16 protein-coding genes are annotated in these 15,639 nt (G+C 66.0%); 12 read left to right on the top strand and 4 right to left on the bottom strand.

Going from position 1 to position 15,639, the window contains the following annotated elements; genetic code table 11:
* The 3 genes from ISS20_RS17925 to ISS20_RS17935 form a co-directional block, all read left to right on the top strand.
* Positions 1 to 566 (top strand): fumarylacetoacetate hydrolase family protein (locus tag ISS20_RS17925; protein WP_291438288.1); only part of this gene is annotated, 566 nt, incomplete at its 5' end.
* A gap of 26 nt (positions 567 to 592) precedes the next feature.
* Positions 593 to 1,165, top strand: a complete 573-nt coding sequence (locus tag ISS20_RS17930) for a TRAP transporter small permease (RefSeq protein ID WP_291438289.1) — start codon at positions 593 to 595, stop codon at positions 1,163 to 1,165.
* A gap of 43 nt (positions 1,166 to 1,208) precedes the next feature.
* Positions 1,209 to 2,489 (top strand): TRAP transporter large permease subunit, encoded by a 1,281-nt coding sequence (locus tag ISS20_RS17935; RefSeq protein ID WP_291438290.1) that lies wholly within the window; start codon positions 1,209 to 1,211, stop codon positions 2,487 to 2,489.
* A 100-nt stretch (positions 2,490 to 2,589) separates the two neighbouring features.
* On the opposite strand, the gene ISS20_RS17940 is transcribed toward ISS20_RS17935, so the two are convergent.
* Complete coding sequence (locus ISS20_RS17940) at positions 2,590 to 3,231, bottom strand: NAD(P)-dependent oxidoreductase (protein WP_291438291.1); 642 nt, start codon at positions 3,229 to 3,231, stop codon at positions 2,590 to 2,592.
* Positions 3,232 to 3,345: 114 nt separating this feature from the next.
* Between ISS20_RS17940 and ISS20_RS17945 the strand changes: the two genes are divergently transcribed.
* From ISS20_RS17945 to ISS20_RS17965, 5 genes are all read left to right on the top strand, one after another.
* The gene (locus tag ISS20_RS17945; protein ID WP_291438292.1) at positions 3,346 to 4,248 is read left to right on the top strand and encodes a LysR family transcriptional regulator; all 903 of its coding nucleotides are present in this window, start codon (positions 3,346 to 3,348) and stop codon (positions 4,246 to 4,248) included.
* Between the two features lie 102 nt (positions 4,249 to 4,350).
* Positions 4,351 to 4,674 carry an antibiotic biosynthesis monooxygenase gene (locus ISS20_RS17950; RefSeq protein WP_291438293.1) on the top strand — a complete coding sequence of 108 codons (324 nt, stop codon included), beginning with the start codon at positions 4,351 to 4,353 and terminating at the stop codon, positions 4,672 to 4,674.
* A gap of 254 nt (positions 4,675 to 4,928) precedes the next feature.
* Positions 4,929 to 5,888, top strand: coding sequence for a chemotaxis protein (locus tag ISS20_RS17955; protein ID WP_291438294.1), 960 nt, complete (start codon positions 4,929 to 4,931; stop codon positions 5,886 to 5,888).
* 340 nt (positions 5,889 to 6,228) lie between these two features.
* On the top strand, positions 6,229 to 6,780 hold the full coding sequence (locus ISS20_RS17960; RefSeq protein ID WP_291438295.1) for a hypothetical protein: 552 nt from the start codon (positions 6,229 to 6,231) through the stop codon (positions 6,778 to 6,780).
* A gap of 44 nt (positions 6,781 to 6,824) precedes the next feature.
* On the top strand, positions 6,825 to 7,490 hold the full coding sequence (locus ISS20_RS17965) for a DUF4124 domain-containing protein (RefSeq protein ID WP_291438296.1): 666 nt from the start codon (positions 6,825 to 6,827) through the stop codon (positions 7,488 to 7,490).
* A 50-nt stretch (positions 7,491 to 7,540) separates the two neighbouring features.
* Here ISS20_RS17965 and ISS20_RS17970 read toward each other — a convergent pair whose 3' ends face one another.
* Entirely contained in the window at positions 7,541 to 8,485 is a 945-nt protein-coding gene (locus ISS20_RS17970) for an SDR family oxidoreductase (protein WP_291438297.1), read from the bottom strand.
* Between the two features lie 48 nt (positions 8,486 to 8,533).
* On the opposite strand from ISS20_RS17970, the gene ISS20_RS17975 reads away from it, so the two are divergent.
* The 4 genes from ISS20_RS17975 (at position 8,534) to ISS20_RS17990 (ending at position 13,584) form a co-directional block, all read left to right on the top strand.
* Positions 8,534 to 9,598, top strand: coding sequence for a CDP-6-deoxy-delta-3,4-glucoseen reductase (locus tag ISS20_RS17975; RefSeq protein WP_291438298.1), 1,065 nt, complete (start codon positions 8,534 to 8,536; stop codon positions 9,596 to 9,598).
* Between the two features lie 36 nt (positions 9,599 to 9,634).
* Positions 9,635 to 11,836 (top strand): ATP-binding protein, encoded by a 2,202-nt coding sequence (locus tag ISS20_RS17980; protein WP_291438299.1) that lies wholly within the window; start codon positions 9,635 to 9,637, stop codon positions 11,834 to 11,836.
* The gene (locus ISS20_RS17985) at positions 11,833 to 12,519 is read left to right on the top strand and encodes a response regulator (protein ID WP_291438300.1); all 687 of its coding nucleotides are present in this window, start codon (positions 11,833 to 11,835) and stop codon (positions 12,517 to 12,519) included. The genes ISS20_RS17980 and ISS20_RS17985 overlap by 4 nt, the downstream gene beginning before the upstream one ends.
* A gap of 72 nt (positions 12,520 to 12,591) precedes the next feature.
* Positions 12,592 to 13,584, top strand: a complete 993-nt coding sequence (locus tag ISS20_RS17990; protein ID WP_291438301.1) for a tripartite tricarboxylate transporter substrate binding protein — start codon at positions 12,592 to 12,594, stop codon at positions 13,582 to 13,584.
* Between the two features lie 201 nt (positions 13,585 to 13,785).
* Here the strand turns inward: ISS20_RS17990 and folK are convergent, their stop codons facing one another.
* Positions 13,786 to 14,289, bottom strand: coding sequence for a 2-amino-4-hydroxy-6-hydroxymethyldihydropteridine diphosphokinase (gene folK, locus ISS20_RS17995; RefSeq protein WP_291438303.1), 504 nt, complete (start codon positions 14,287 to 14,289; stop codon positions 13,786 to 13,788).
* An 11-nt stretch (positions 14,290 to 14,300) separates the two neighbouring features.
* A partial coding sequence (gene pcnB, locus ISS20_RS18000; RefSeq protein WP_291438302.1) for a polynucleotide adenylyltransferase PcnB occupies positions 14,301 to 15,639 on the bottom strand: 1,339 nt, incomplete at its 5' end.

Genomic DNA, 15,639 nt, shown 5'->3' on the forward strand with positions numbered 1-15,639 from the left:
ACAACCCCGAGCCCGAGGTGGTGCTAGCGGTGAACAGCCGGGGCCAGATCGTGGGCGCCACGCTGGGCAACGATGTCAACCTGCGCGATATCGAGGGCCGCAGCGCCCTGCTGCTGGGCAAGGCCAAGGACAACAACGCGTCCTGCGCCCTGGGCCCGTTCATCCGCATGTTCGACGGCAGCTTCGGGCTGGAGCACGTGCGCAATGAAACGGTACACCTGCGTGTGGCTGGCGCGGACGGCTTTGAGCTGCGCGGCATCAACACCATGGCCAGCATCAGCCGCGACCCCACCGACCTGGTGGCACAGACCCTGGCCGCGCACCAGTACCCGGATGGGTTCGTGCTGTTCATGGGCACGCTGTTCGCCCCCATCGAAGACCGCGACCAGCCGGGCGGCGGCTTCACCCACCACCTGGGCGACCTGGTGTCCATCCAGAGCGCCTGGCTGGGTGGGCTGCACAACCGCGTGGCACACAGCGAAACAGCGCCGCCCTGGCGCTTTGGCCTGCGCGCCTTCATGGCCAACCTGGCGCAGCGAGGGCTGCTGCAGGGCACAGCGCTTTGAGTCAAAAGAAAACAGGAGACAACCCCATGCTCAATGCCTTCATCGACCGCTGCTGCCTCTGGATCAACCTGCTCATTGCCCTGGCGCTGGCCGTAATGGTGGTCATGGTGTTCGGCAACGTGGTGCTGCGCTACGCGTTCAACTCCGGCATCGCCGTCAGCGAGGAGGTTTCGCGCTGGCTGTTTGTGTGGATCACCTTCCTGGGCGCCATCGTGGCCGTGCGCGAGCGTGGGCACCTGGGCACGGACTTTTTGCTGGCCCGCCTGCCGCCGCTGGGCCAGCGCATCTGCCTGGCCATCAGCTATGGGCTGATGCTGTGGTGCACATGGCTGCTCTTGAGCGGCGCGCTGGCACAGGCGCGCATCAACTGGGATGTGGATGCGCCGGTGACGGGAGCATCCATGGCCATCTTCTATGCCTCCGGCGTGGTGTTTGCCGTGGCGTCCGGCGTGCTGCTGGCGATGGATGGATGGCGCATCGTGTCCGGCCAGATGCCGGACAGCGAGCTGGTGCACATCGCCGAATCCGAAGAGCTGGCCGTCGTGGGCAGCCACCTGCCACACGCCGCCCCAGCTACCACCACGACGCCGCGCCAGTGACCGACACCTTGCGAACCATGGCCCCGATCCGGAGCAACACCCCATGACCGTTTTCATCTTCCTGGGCTCCCTGCTGGCCGCCATGGCCATCGGCGTGCCGATTGCCTACGCGCTGCTGGTCTCCGGCGTCGCCTTGATGTGGCACCTGGACCTGTTCGACGCGCAGATCCTCGCGCAGAACGTGATCAACGGTGCCGACAGCTTTCCCTTGCTGGCCGTGCCGTTCTTCATGCTGGCCGGCGAGATCATGAACGTGGGTGGGCTGTCGCAGCGCATCGTCAAACTCGCGCTCACGCTGGTGGGACACAAGCGCGGCGGGCTGGGCTTTGTCGCCATCCTCGCGGCCTGCATGCTGGCGGCGCTGTCGGGCTCGGCCGTGGCAGATACAGCGGCATTGGCGGCTCTGCTGCTGCCCATGATGATCAAGGCCGGGCACGACAAGGCGCGCGCGGGCGGGCTCATTGCCTCGGCCGGCATCATCGCGCCGGTCATCCCGCCCTCCATCGGCTTTGTGGTGTTTGGTGTGGCGGCCAATGTGTCGATCAGCAAGCTCTTTTTGGCCGGCATCGTGCCGGGACTGCTGATGGGACTGGCGATTGCCATCACCTGGTACTGGGTGTCGCAGCGCGAAAAAGTTACACCGCCACCCAAGGCCTCCACGGCCGAGAAGCTGCAGGCGCTCAAGGAATCGACCTGGGCGCTGTTCTTGCCCGTCATCGTGATCGTGGGCCTGAAGATGGGTGTGTTCACCCCTACTGAAGCCGCTGCCGTCGCTGCCGTGTACGCCCTGCTGGTAGCCACGCTGGTCTACCGCGAGCTGCAATGGCGCCAGCTGACCGATGTGTTCATCAGCGCCGCCAAGACCACGGCCGTGATCATGTTCCTGGTGGCCGCCGCCATGGTCAGCGCCTGGCTCATCACCGTGGCAGACATCCCACGCCAGCTGGTGAGCCTGCTCAAGCCCTTGATGGAACACCCCACCCTGCTACTCATCGCCATCATGGTGCTGGTGATGGCCGTGGGCACCGCCATGGACATGACGCCCACCATCCTCATCCTCACCCCCGTGCTGATGCCGGTGGTCAAAGCCGCCGGCATCGACCCCGTCTATTTCGGCGTGCTCTTCATCATCAATAACGCCATCGGACTCATCACACCGCCCGTCGGCACGGTGCTGAACGTGGTGGCGGGCGTGGGCAAGATGCGCATGGACGATGTCACCCGGGGTGTCATCCCGTTCATGGTGGCGCAGTTCGCGGTGATGTTCCTGATGGTGCTATTTCCGTCCATCGTGATGGTGCCGATGCGGTGGTTTACTGGCTAAGCCTCTAAATCTCAAGAAAAGCCGCAAGCGCTTATGGATATTGTGCTTTCAGCTATCAAATCAGGAGCACCTTACTCCTGAGCACTATTCAGAGCACCACTCAGTTCGCCACAGTGAACCGCTTTTGCACGTGGCGCGGTGCCTCCAGCTCATCGGCCATCGCCACTGCCAGGTCGGCCACGCTGATGCTGCCGGGCTGCTCGCCGTTCATCAGCGGGGCTTCGTCGCCCAGGCGGTACTGGCCGGTGCGCTCGCCGGGCTGCAGCAGGATGGGGGGAGAGAGAAAGGTCCAGTCCAGCGTGCTTTCGGTGCGGATCCAGTTCAGCGCCTCGCGCGCGGCCAGGGCGCCCTGCTTCCATTCGGCCGGGAACTGGGGCGTGTCCACCAGCTGCACGCCGGGCGCCACGAACAGGCTGCCTGCGCCGCCCACCACCAGCAGTCGGCGCACACCGGCGGCCTTGGTGCCGTCGATGATGGCGCGCGTGCCTTTCAGGAACTGGTCGTGAATGTCTGGCACCGTCCAGCCCGGGTTGTAGGCGCTCACCACCGCGTCGTGGCCTGCAGCTGCCTTGGCCACCTGGGTGGCGTCCTGAGCGTCGGCTGCTACCACGGTCAAGCGCTCGCGGGCGGTGACCTTGCCAGGGTTGCGGGCCAGTACGGTCACATGGTGGCCGCGCTGCAGCAGTTCGTTCAGTACGGCCGAGCCGACGAAGCCGGTGGCACCAATCAGGGCGATGTTCATACGATGTCCTTGGGATCAAAGTTGCGATGCAGTGAGAATAAGAGCTTCCTAAACTGCGCGGTAGATGGCTGAAAATGCCTTCTCTTTGAAGCTGTACTTCACAATGAAACCCTCATGGAAGACCTCAAACGCATGGCTGTATTTGCCGCCGTGGTGCAGCACGGCTCGATGAGCGGCGCCGCGCGCGCCCTGGGCATGAGCACTTCGGCGGTGAGCCAGCAGGTGCGCAAGCTCGAAAGCGACGGCGGCGTGACGCTGCTGCACCGCTCCACGCGCAAGCTGGCGCTCACCGAGGCGGGCCAGCGTTACCACGCGCGCTGCGCTGCCATGTGGGCGGCGGCGGAGCAAGCGCGCGCGGAGCTGGCAGCGTCCCGGGATGCGCCCAGTGGCGAATTGCGGATGTCGGCCACCGTGGGTTTTGCGCGGCACATCGCGCCCGCCCTGGGCGAACTGCTGGCCGCGCACCCGGCGCTGCGCCTGCGGCTGCTGGTGGACGACTCCACCATCGACCTCATCAACGCCCGCATCGATCTGGCGGTGCGCTACGGGCGCCTGGCGGACTCGACCTGGGCGGCCAGGCGCCTGGGGGGCATGAGTTGGTACCTGTGCGCGTCGCCCGAATGGGTGGCCACACACGGGATGCCCCAGCACCCGGACGCTCTGTTGTCCCACAGCTGGCTGGGCTTTGCGCGCGAGGGGGGAGGGCTGCTCATTGATCTGCGCAGTCCCACAGGCGAACCCCGCGCGCTGCGGGTGGAGCCGCGCATTGCCAGCAACAACCAGCTCTCGATCCAGCAGATGTGCGAGGCCGGGCTGGGGTTGGCGCTGGTGGGCAGCATGGACTCGCATGACGCGATGCAGGCCGGACGGCTGGTGCGGCTGCTGCCCGACTGGTCGTTTGGCACGCTGGACATCTGGGCCGTTACGCCCCAGCGCGATGCCCAGCCCGCCAAGGTGCGCCAGGCGATTGCAGCGCTGGACCTCTACTTGCGCCAATTGCCTGGCATATACCGCTGAGAGCCCGATCCGACTGCGGTGCATGGACGCTGCTGCCGCGAGGCGGCCCATTTTGATGGGGCACTAGGGTACAAAACGGAATTGCAGCCGAATCGCCTCGTCATGATCCTTGAAATCGCCCACCTCACCGTTCGCGCTGGGCAGAACGCAGCCTTTGAAGAGGCCTTTGCCAAAGCGCAGACCACCATTGCATCCATGCCCGGCTATTTGGCCCATGAACTAGGTCATTGCCTTGAACGCCCTCAGGAGTACGTGTTGCTGGTGCGTTGGGCCACACTGGAAGACCACGAGGTGGGCTTTCGCCAATCGCCGCAATACCAGGACTGGAAACGTCTTTTGCACCATTTCTACGATCCGTTTCCCACCGTGCTCCACTTTGGAGCCCCAGCTTCCTCCATCGCCCTGCGATCAACACCGGCCATTTGAGACACAGGAAACGGGCTCGCATGGAAAATATTGATTATTTTGATAAATATGATACATTTCCACACAAATGCTGGTGTAGACCGGGAATCCGGTGCACACAAGCAACGTTGCGAAAGATGCAACGCCTATGCAAACCCTAATGGGGTTCGTGAGGCCCAGGGAATGTCTGCTGCAGGTGCAAAAATTGCGGACAGTCGCGACGTCTACTTCTAGAATTTGTAAACACGCGTATCTTTTGCGCGAAGGATCGAAAAATGAAAGCCATCCAGCAGGACATCGACGAGCGGACCAACCTCACCAGCACCAACAAGTTTGAGCTGTTGCTGTTTCGCCTGGGCATTGACAGCGCCTTGGGCAAGTCCGAGCTGTTCGGCATCAACGTCTTCAAGATCCGCGAGATTGTGGCCATGCCCAGCATCACACCGATCGCGGGTACGACGGCCCATTCGTTGGGGGTGGTCAACCTGCGCGGACAGGTGATTCCGGTGCTGGACCTGCCCTCCATTGTGGGCTGCAAGCCCCAGACGGGTCTGAACATCATGCTGGTGACCGAATACGCGCGCACCACCCAGGCGTTTGCGGTCGAGTCGGTGGAAGACATCGTGCGCCTGGACTGGAAGCAGGTGCTGTCGGCAGAAACCAGCGGCGCCGCTGGCAAGCTCGTGACCAGCATTGCCCGTCTGGACGGCAACACCGACGAGTCCCGCCTGGCACAGGTGCTGGATGTGGAAGCCATCCTGCAGATGGTGTCGCCATCTGACGGCCATGAAGTTACCGAAGAGAAGGTGGGTGCCAAGCTGAAACTCAGACCCGGCACCATCATCCTGGCAGCCGACGACTCGTTCGTGGCCCGCTCGCTCATCGAGCAGGAACTCAAGGTGCTCAACGCGCCCTATGAAATGGTGAAGTCGGGCAAGGAGGCCTGGGACCGGCTCAACGCCATCGCCAAGAGTGCAGAGGCCGAAGGCAAGACCGTGCTCGACCGCGTGTCCATGGTGCTGACCGACCTGGAAATGCCCGAAATGGACGGCTTCACGCTGACGCGTAACATCAAGCAGGACGCCCGCTTTCATGGGCTGCCGGTGGTCATCCACTCCTCGCTGTCGGGCTCGGCCAACGAAGACCATGTGCGCAGCGTCGGGGCCGACGGCTACGTGGCCAAGTTTGTGGCAGAAGACCTGGCCGAAACCATCCGCCGCGTGCTGCCCAAGTAAATCTGTGCCCGACCCGGTGCGGTACAACGGCCTTGCGGGGCCGTTTTATTTTTTTCGGGCTTGATTCTCAGTCAAAACAGCTGATAGCGCCGGTCGAATATGGCATGACAGCTATCAATTTCGAAAGAATAAAGCTGCAGGCGAGTCCCTTATTCACGGGTTGTTACAGCCTCAGCCGGCACCTGTTCGGGCGCCGCGTCAACCAAAGCCCGCCCCCACGCGCTAAAGTGACTGGCACCCCTGTGCCAGGCCCCTGAAATTTGTAACGCTCCACCGGAGCGCTTTTCATGGGCTTTACGGACAAGGCGGAACGCGCCCACCCGGCCGGAGTCTGAACACCATGACCTACACCATCACCCGCATCCTCTCCGCCACGGTCCTGGGGGCCCTGGTGACGGGGTGCGCCACTGTGCCGGGCGATCCTTACTACGACTCCCCGCGCTACCCGGTGTATGAACAGCCAGGCTACATCTACAGCGCCCCGCCGCCGGTGTACCAGGCCCCGCCTGTGTACCGTGCGCCTGGCGTGATCTATTCGGCTCCGCCGCCACCACCCGCCATCTACTACGGCGGACGTGACCGCGACGACAACCGCTGGGACAACGACCGCAACCGCAATGACTGGCGCGAAAGAGAGCGAGACCGTGACCGCGCTGAGCGCGACCGGGCCGCCCGCGAACGCGAACGCCGCGACCAGCAGGCCCGCGAACTGGATCGCCGGGCCCGTGAACAGGACCAGGCCCGCCGGGAACAGGCAGAGCGGGATCGCCGCGCTGCCGAAGACCGCCGCAACCGCGAAAACCGCCCCGGCCGGCTGGCACCCGACAGCTACACCCCGAGCCCATACGACTGGCGCTCGCGCCAGCAGTCCAACAGCCCGGAAAAGCCGTGATGGCCTGGCGCTGACCCCGCTGCACCCACAACTCTCTAGCCACCATGAAGCCACGTACCCACTCCCTCATCGCCGGCCTGTGCGTGGTCTTCCTGGGCGCACTACCCCCCGTGAGCGCCCAGGCGCAGGTCGTACGCTGCACCGACGCTGCCACGGGCAAAGTCACCTACACCGACGGCAAATGCGCCAGCGGCACCACCGTGCGCGAGGTGGAGGCCCGCAAGACTCCGCAAGAGATTCAGCAGGAACGCGAAGAGGCTGCCGAGGCGCTGGCACGCAAACAGCAGCGCCTGCAGGCCGAGGCCACCGCCGCAGAGACTGAATCACGGCGCAATGCGCAGCGCGACCAGACAGCCCCGGCCAAAACCACAGACTATGCACGCTCTCCCGAGTGCGCCCGCTCACGCCGCAACCTGGATGTGGTGTTGAGCAGTGTCACCGGCGGTGGCTACGAGCAAAACCTGCGGGTGGAGGCGGCGCAGCGGCAGGTCGACTTGGACTGCCTGGGCCCTCAGGGCTATGCAGAGGTGGAGAAGTCCCGCCCCCGGTCAAGTAGCACCACGACGCCGGTAGTCGTCGTGCCCCCACCGTATTACCCGGTGCGGCCCACGCCCGTGCAACCACCGGCACCCACCCCCGCCCCCAAAAAATTCACGCAATGCAATGTGTTTCGCTGCTACGACGCCCAGGGCAATAGCTACCCCCGCTGATCTGGCGCCCATGTGGGCAGGATGAGGAAAGTACGGGCTTCTCCAGCTTCTCAGGCTCGCAACCCTTCGGCCACACTGGGGTAGCGCAACCGCAGACCCAGCTCGCGCAGCATGCGCTGGTTATCCAGCCGGCGTGATTCGCTCATGAAACTCAACAGCATCAGCGACAGCTGTTCCTGAGCCGTGCTGCGCGGCACGCGCGGGGGGCGCGGCAGGCCGTACAGGTCGGCCGCCAGGTCAAAGTAGTCGCCCATCTTCATGTGGGTGGAATCACTCACGTTGTAGGCACGCTGCGGGCGCCCTTTCCATACCGCGGCCATGCAGGCGCGCGCCAGGTCGTCGGCGTGGATGTGGTTAGTGAACACATCGTCCTCGGCCACTAGCACGGGCGTGCCCCGGCGCAAGCGGGCCTCGGGCGTGCCGCCCTCGCGGTCGGGGGCGTAGATGCCTGGAATGCGCAGCACGGTGGCCCGCACTCCCGCGCGGCCCAGATGACGCACGGCGCGCTCGGCGTTCACGCGGCGCTGGGCGCGCGGGGTGCCGGGGGCCACTGCCCGGGTCTCTGCCACCAGGGCCCCCTGACAATCGCCATACACACCGCTGGTAGACGCATAGGCCAATGACATTGGCAAGCTGCGCAGCCTCAGCGCACGGGTCAGCGCTACGGTACGCGGGTCACGCCACCAGGCATCGCCCCCGGCCCCTTCCCCCGGCGGGGGCGCCAGATGCAGCACCCGCGTAGCCAGGCCAGACAGCCTGCGCAACGTGCCCACATCGTCCAGATTACCCACCAGAGGCCGGGCCCCTTGTGCGCGCAGCCCCGCCACCCGCCCCGCGCTGGAGGTCAGCGCCAGCACCTGCATGCGCCCGGCACCGGGGCCGGTCTGCAAATTGCGCAGTACCCGTTGACCTACATCACCACAGCCCACGATGAGCAGGCGTTCGCGACGAAAGCGCGCTGGCAGCGCGCCGAGGGGGTTCTGGTTTGAGGGCAAAATCGGGTCCGTTTGCTTAGCTAGAGACGACTCCAAGGATACCCACACATGACCAGCGCCGAGGCTGCCACCACCGCAGCGTTCCAGATCACCGTGCAGCCCAGTGGCCGCGCTTTCAGTGCCAATGCGGGCGAAGCCATCCTGGCCGCCGCCATCCGCAGCGGCGTGGGCCTGCCCTATGGCTGCAAGGACGGCGCGTGTGGCTCGTGCAAGTGCAAAAAACTCAGCGGCACCGTGCAGCACAGCGCCCACCAGTCCAAGGCCCTGACGGCCGATGAAGAGGCTGCGGGTCTGGTCCTGACCTGCTGCGCCCAGCCGCTGTCCGACGTGGTGCTGGAATCGCGCCAGGTCACCGACGAAAGCGCCTACCCCATCAAGAAGATGCCGGTGCGCGTGGCATCGCTCGACAAGAAGTCGCACGACGTGATGCAGGTGCGCCTGCAACTGCCTGCCGCAGATACCTTCCGCTACCACGCGGGCCAGTACATCGAATTCATCCTGCGCGATGGCGCCCGCCGCGCCTACTCGATGGCCAACGCGCCGCACACCCAGGCCGAGGCGCCGGGCGTGGAGCTGCACATCCGCCACATGGCGGGTGGCAAATTCACCGACCATGTGTTTGGTTCGATGAAAGAAAAGGAAATCCTGCGCGTCGAGGGCCCGTTCGGCAGCTTCTTTCTGCGCGAGGACTCCGACAAGCCCATCGTGCTGCTGGCCTCGGGCACCGGTTTTGCCCCCATCAAGGCGTTGATCGAGCACCTGCAGTTCAAGGGCATCAGCCGCCCCACCGTGTTGTACTGGGGTGGCCGCCGACCTGGCGACCTGTACCTGGCCGACTGGGTGCAGGCCCGTGTGGCCGAACTGCCGTGGTTGCGCTATGTACCGGTCGTCTCCAACGCCCTGCCCGAAGACGACTGGACCGGCCGCACCGGCTTTGTGCACCAGGCGGTGCTGGACGACTTTGCTGACCTGTCGGGCCACCAGGTCTATGCCTGCGGCGCGCCCATCGTGGTCGAATCTGCCCGCGATGCCTACAGCGCCCAGCGCGGCCTGCCGCCCGAGGAGTTTTTTGCCGACGCGTTCACGTCGGAAGCCGACAAGCACGGCGGCTGACCCAGCCTCTACACTGCACCTGGCTCCACACTGACCGTGCGCGCAGTGCCTGCCCAGCCAGCCCCGCAGGGCACGCCGCGCCGCTGGCCCCAAGCCCGGCGCGGGGGCTTCATTGCCACGCTGCTGTGCCTGGCTGCCCTGCTGGTGTGGGGTGCGGGCGAATGGGCCGAGCAGAGCGAACGCGACGCCCAGTGGGACAACCTGCGCCGCCTGGGTGAGGTGCAAGCCCTGGCGCTGCGTGGCGTGGCCACGCGATACAACTACCTGCCCTTCACGGCCGCACAGCACCCACTGGTGCGACAGCTTCTGCAGCGGCCCGCATCGCAGGCCGTGCGCGACGCCGCCAACGCCTACCTGCAGGCGGTGAACCAGCATGCGGGCTCCGACATGCTGTACGTGATGGATCCAGAGGGCCTCACGCTCGCGTCCAGCAACTGGGACACCCCCAACAGCTTTGTCCACCAGAACTACGGCAACCGCCCGTACTTTCGCGACGCCCTGGCGGGCCAGACGGGCCGCTTTTATGGCGTGGGCAAAACCACGGGCGAGCCGGGCCTGTTTGTCTCTGCACCGGTGGTCGATGCGGGCCGCGTGATCGGCGTGGTGGCGGTCAAGGTGCGCATGGAACCCATCTCGGACCCATGGGCCCAGCTGCGCGATCCAGTGTTCGTGACGGACGAGCGGGGCATCGTCTTTCTCGGCTCGGTGCCCGGCTGGCTCTACCGCACCAGCCAGCCCTTGCCCGCCCCACTGGTGCAGCAGCTGCAGCACAACGAACAGTACGGCACGGGATGGACCCCGCGCGCCGTGCCCTGGACCCTGCGCCAGCAGGAAGACCCACCCGGTGCCGAACTGCGCATGGACGGCACGGGCGGCAAAAGCTACCTGGCGTTCGAAGAGAAGCTGCCCGACCTGGGCTGGACCCTCACCGTCACCGCCGACAGCCGCGTTGTGGCCCTGGCGCGGCAACAGGCCTGGGCGCTGGCCACGCTGGCGTCGGGCCTGCTGGTGCTGGGTGCGCTGTACTGGCAGTTGCGCGAGCGGCGCCTCGCCGAAAACCGGCTGGCCCGCATCGAACTGGAGCAGCGCGTGCAGGAGCGTACCCATGCGCTGCAGCAGGCCCAGGCGTTCCGCCAGTCCATGGAGGACTCGTTGCTGGTGGGCATGCGCGCCCGCGACCTCGAAGGCCGCATCGTGTATGTCAATGCCGCCATGTGCGACATGGTGGGCTACCGGGCCGACGAACTCATCGGCCAGCTCCCGCCCTACCCCTACTGGCACCCTGACGAACTGGACCGCCACTGGAATGACAGCGACACCGTGCTGGCCGGCAACGCGTTTCCCCAGGGGCGAGAGAACCGGCTGAGGCACCGGGACGGGTCGGACGTATACACCATGTTCTACACCACGCGCCTCATTGACGGCAGTGGCCAGCACATCGGCTGGATGAGTTCGGTGGTCAACATCACCGCGCAGAAGCGGGCCGAGGAACAGCAGCAGCAGCGCGAGACCCAGCTGCAACGGGTGCAGCGCGTCATCACGGTGGGCGAGATGGCGTCCACCCTGGCCCACGAGCTCAACCAGCCGCTGGCCGCCCTGGTCAACTACGCAGCCGCTGCAAGGGCGCTGGCAGCCCAGGGCAAGACCGGCCCCCTCCACGACAGCCTGGAGGCCCTGTCGACCCAGGCGCTGCGGGCCGCAGACATCGTGGGCCGTATTCGTCGCTGGGTACGCCAGCACCCTGAAGCCCGCGAGCCTTGCGACCTCTCGGCCATCGTGGAGCAGTCGCTGGAGTTGCTGCTGCGCGCTGAGGCCCGCCGCCAGGGAATTCCCGTGCGCGTGGAACAGGCCGGAGCCCCGTTGCAGGTAAACGCTGACCGCGTGCTGCTTGAACAGGTGGTGATCAACCTGGGTCTGAACGCCCTGCAGGCCATGCAGACCCACCAGCCTCCAACCGGAAGCCAAGAGCTGCGGCTGCGCATGGCAGCAGACGATGGACACGCGCTGGTACAGGTGCTTGACCGGGGCCCGGGCCTGCCGCCCGGCATCGCGGAGCGCCTGTTCGAGCCCTTTTTCACCACCCGTTCCGACGGGCTGGGCCTCGGTCTGAACATCTGTCGGTCCATCATTGAGAGCATGGGCGGCCAGCTGCAGGCCCGCAACCGCGATGGCGGCGGCGCGGTCTTCGAGATCCGCCTGCCCTGCACCCCCGCCACCGCGAATGCCACCGCGCCATGACCTACGACACTGCCCCCATCGCCGCTGACTCGCCGGACCCCACCGTGGTCTACATCGTGGACGACGACGAAGGCGTGCGCCAATCGCTGGCCGCACTGCTGATCGCACGCGGACACCAGGTGCACACCTTCGCGGGCGGGGAGGCCTTTCTGGCAGAGGCCACGCTGGACCAGCCTGGCTGCGTTCTGCTGGACCTGCGCATGGAGGGCCTGAGCGGGCTGCAGGTGTTCCACGAACTCGGCCAACGCCACAGCGTACTCAAGACCGTGTTCCTGTCGGCCCATGGCGAGCTGTCTTCCGCCGTGGCGGCTGTCAAGCAAGGGGCGGTGGACTGGCTCGAAAAACCGTGCAGCGAATCCACCCTGCTGGCCGCCGTCGAAAAAGCCTCCACTCTGTCTCAGGCGCAAGCACGACAGGTGCAGCGGCAGCAGCAGCAGCGCGATCGCTGGAACGCCCTGAGCCCGCGCCAGCAGGAGGTCGCCCAGCTGCTTGCCACCGGCGTCAGCAGCAAGGAAGCCGCCCGCGCGCTGGCCCAGCGTGACCCAGAGCGCCCCATCGACCCGCGCACTGTGGACACACACCGGTCCGCCATCTTCCTGAAGCTGGACATCCGCTCGTCGCACGAACTGGGCATGTTGGTAGAAGGCTTGGGCGTGGCGCTCAACACACCCCGCACGGCATGACGATCACGGCCTGACCATCACCGCCTCAGGGCTTCATAAGCTTTCTTACGATTTTTTTGCACAATGGCGCCCATGAACCGCAGAAACCTGATCCTCCTCGCCAGCGCCGCTGCCACCGCAACGGTTTTTTCGTCCTCCGCCGCGTGGGCACAGGATGCGGGCCAGCCCATCCGCTTGATCGTGCCGTACGCCCCGGGCGGCCCCATCGACGTTACAGCCCGCGCGCTGGCCGAGCGAGTGCGCGATTCGCTGGGCACGGTCATCATCGACAACAAGGGTGGCGCGGGCGGCAACATCGGCGCCGACGCGATTGCCAAGGCCGCGCCCGACGGCCTGACCATCGGCATCGCAGCCACCGCTACCCATGCGGTCAACCCCTGGCTGTATGCACGCATGCCCTATGACGCGGGCAAGGACTTTGCCGGCATCACGCAGATGGTGCGCGTGCCCAACGTGCTCGTCATGAACGCCGCCAAGGCCGAGCAGCTCAAGATCCACTCGGTGGCCGACCTGATCGCCTACGCCAAGGCCAACCCCGCCAAGCTCAACTACGGCAGTGGCGGCAACGGCAGCGCGGGCCACCTGGCAGGCGAAATGTTCAAGCAGCGCGCGGGCATCTACGCACTGCACATCCCCTACCGGGGTGCCAACCCGGCCCAGCTGGCGCTGCTGGCGGGCGAGGTGGACTTCAACATCGACAACCTGGCCGCCGCTGCACCCAACATCCGCGCGGGCAAGCTCAAGGCCCTGGCCGTGACCTCGCTCGACGCCTCGGCCTCGCTGCCGGGCGTGCCGCCCCTCGCGGCGACCTCGGCCACGTTCAAGGGCTTTTCCATCGACACCTGGTGGGGCCTGGTCGCCCCCGCCGCCACGCCCAAGCCCATCATCGACAAGCTGAACAAGGCCTTCGTGGCCGCACTGAACGCGCCCGAAACCAAGACCCGTTTTGCCGCGCTGCTGGCAGAGCCCGTGGCCACCACGCCACAGCAGTTCGACGGCTTCATGGCCAGCGAGCGAGCCAAATACCAGCAGGTGGTGAAGGCGTCCGGGGCAAAGGTGGATTGACCCGGAAAAGGCCCGCTATGGGGTACGCCACCCGCGGCCCTGCGGAGCCGGTTCCACGGTGGCACTGGCGTAGGTGTTGCGCAAGTTTCAACCCAGGTTTCATCCCGTACGGGTGAAACTGCCGCGGAATGAAATTTTTCAGTGTTTTTGACCTCTAGTGCTTATGCTTCAAGCACTAGACGCTCCTTTTTCAGGAGCAAATTACCCACCCACCACAGCGTCCGCCCACCCTGAGCCTTCCAACTGGTGAATGTCCTGCGACGCCACGGCCTGCAACACCGCCGCATCCACCCGCTCCGGCACCAGATCGGCCAGGGGGCGCAGCACAAACGCGCGCTCGGCCATGCGGGGGTGGGGCACGGTGAGTGTGGGGGTGTCGATCACGCGGTCGCCAAACCACAGGATGTCCAGGTCCAGCGTGCGCGGCGCGTTGCGGTAGGGGCGCTCGCGGCCGGCAGATAGTTCGATGGTTTGCAGGGCACTCAGCAGGGCCTGAGGGGCCAGGGTCGTGGTCAGCTCGGCCACGGCGTTGAGGTAATCCGGGCCACCGGCATCGACCGGTGCGCTGCCATAGAGTGGCGATACACGCATGACCCGGGTGCTGGGCAACTCATCGATGGCGGCCAAAGCCTTGCGCAAGGCGGCTTGCCGCTCACCCAGGTTGGCCCCCAGGCCCACATAGACCAGCGAGGGCAGCTCGCCCATGCCAGGCAGATTCACTCGCCAGCTGCAGCAGGCGCTGCACTTTCGCCGCCCCCACCACTACCGGGCTTGCGGCGACGACGGCGGCGCTTCTTCGGCGCACCACCTTCGGCAGCAAATTCGGCCTCGCCGCCCGCAGGGTCCAGGTCCTGGTCGGGACCAGAGGCGCGCGGTGCTGCGGCAGGCGCGCTGCGCGGCACACGCTTGACCACGGGCTGCTGCGCTTTCTGGCGGGCCTTCTGCTCTTCCTTGGCCTGGTCCATCAGGTCGTCGCGGCGCTCGTCGTCGGCCGACTGGAAGTCTTGCCACCACTCGGCCAGCGCTTCCTCGACCTCGCCCACATCGGCGCGCAGGCGCATGAAGTCGAACCCGGCGCGAAAGCGTGGCTGCATCACCATGCCGAACGGGGTGTTGCCCACGCGCTTTTCAAAACGCGGCTGCATGACCCAGATCTCGCGCATGTCGGCCGCCAGCTTGCCCCGGCCCGATACATCGCCGATGCGCTTGTCGAACACTTCGTCGATGGCCTCCTGCAGTGCGGGCAGCGGGTGCTGGCGCTGGTTCAGGCGCTCCTGCCAGCCATTGCGCACGTCTTCCCACAGCACGCAGGCCAGCAAGAAGCTGGGCGCCACGGGCTTGCCTTCGTTCACGCGGCGGTCGGTGTCCACCAGGGCGGCCTTGACGAAGGGCGTATCAGCGCGCTCCACGGCCACGTCCAGCAGGGGGTAGATGCCCTTGGACATGCCCAGCTTGCGCAGCTGCTCGATGGTGGCAATGGCGTGGCCTGTCTGCAGCAGCTTGAGCATTTCGTCGAACATGCGGCTCTGCGGCACCTCGGCCAGCAGGGCCTGCGACTGCACCAGGGGCGCGGCCGACTTGGCGTCGATGGTGAAGCCCAGCGGGCTGAGCTTGGCGGCAAAACGCACGGCGCGGATGATGCGCACCGGGTCTTCGCGGTAGCGCGTGGCGGGGTCGCCAATCATGCGCAGCGTCTTCTTCTTCGCGTCCTGGATGCCCTTGTGGTAGTCCACCACGATCTGGCTCACCGGGTCGTAGTACATGGCGTTCACGGTGAAGTCGCGGCGCGTGGCGTCTTCGTCCTGTGGGCCCCAGACGTTGTCGCGCAGCACGCGGCCGCTGGCGTCCACGGCGTGCTGCATGCCTGCCAGTTGCGCCTTGGAGGTCTTTTCGTTGCCGCTGACCTGGCCTGCGGCGCTGTTGTCGAGGTAGGCGCGGAAGGTGGAGACCTCAATCACCTCGTGCTCGCGGCCCCGCCCGTGCACCACGTGCACGATGCGAAAGCGCTTGCCGATGATGAAGGCGCGGCGGAACAGGCCCTTGACCTGCTCGGGC

It is taken from the genome of Acidovorax sp., from assembly GCF_016783915.1.
Lineage (GTDB): Bacteria > Pseudomonadota > Gammaproteobacteria > Burkholderiales > Burkholderiaceae_C > Acidovorax.

Coding starts and splice junctions, on each gene's coding strand:
- ISS20_RS17985 (WP_291438300.1), top strand. CDS start 11,833: ATGACCTACGACACTGCCCCCATCGCCGCTGACTCGCCGGACCCCACC.
- folK (WP_291438303.1), bottom strand. CDS start 14,289: ATGGGCGAGCTGCCCTCGCTGGTCTATGTGGGCCTGGGGGCCAACCTG.
- ISS20_RS17960 (WP_291438295.1), top strand. CDS start 6,229: ATGACCTACACCATCACCCGCATCCTCTCCGCCACGGTCCTGGGGGCC.
- ISS20_RS17940 (WP_291438291.1), bottom strand. CDS start 3,231: ATGAACATCGCCCTGATTGGTGCCACCGGCTTCGTCGGCTCGGCCGTA.
- ISS20_RS17965 (WP_291438296.1), top strand. CDS start 6,825: ATGAAGCCACGTACCCACTCCCTCATCGCCGGCCTGTGCGTGGTCTTC.
- ISS20_RS17955 (WP_291438294.1), top strand. CDS start 4,929: ATGAAAGCCATCCAGCAGGACATCGACGAGCGGACCAACCTCACCAGC.
- ISS20_RS17990 (WP_291438301.1), top strand. CDS start 12,592: ATGAACCGCAGAAACCTGATCCTCCTCGCCAGCGCCGCTGCCACCGCA.
- ISS20_RS17975 (WP_291438298.1), top strand. CDS start 8,534: ATGACCAGCGCCGAGGCTGCCACCACCGCAGCGTTCCAGATCACCGTG.
- ISS20_RS17945 (WP_291438292.1), top strand. CDS start 3,346: ATGGAAGACCTCAAACGCATGGCTGTATTTGCCGCCGTGGTGCAGCAC.
- ISS20_RS17950 (WP_291438293.1), top strand. CDS start 4,351: ATGATCCTTGAAATCGCCCACCTCACCGTTCGCGCTGGGCAGAACGCA.
- ISS20_RS17935 (WP_291438290.1), top strand. CDS start 1,209: ATGACCGTTTTCATCTTCCTGGGCTCCCTGCTGGCCGCCATGGCCATC.
- ISS20_RS17930 (WP_291438289.1), top strand. CDS start 593: ATGCTCAATGCCTTCATCGACCGCTGCTGCCTCTGGATCAACCTGCTC.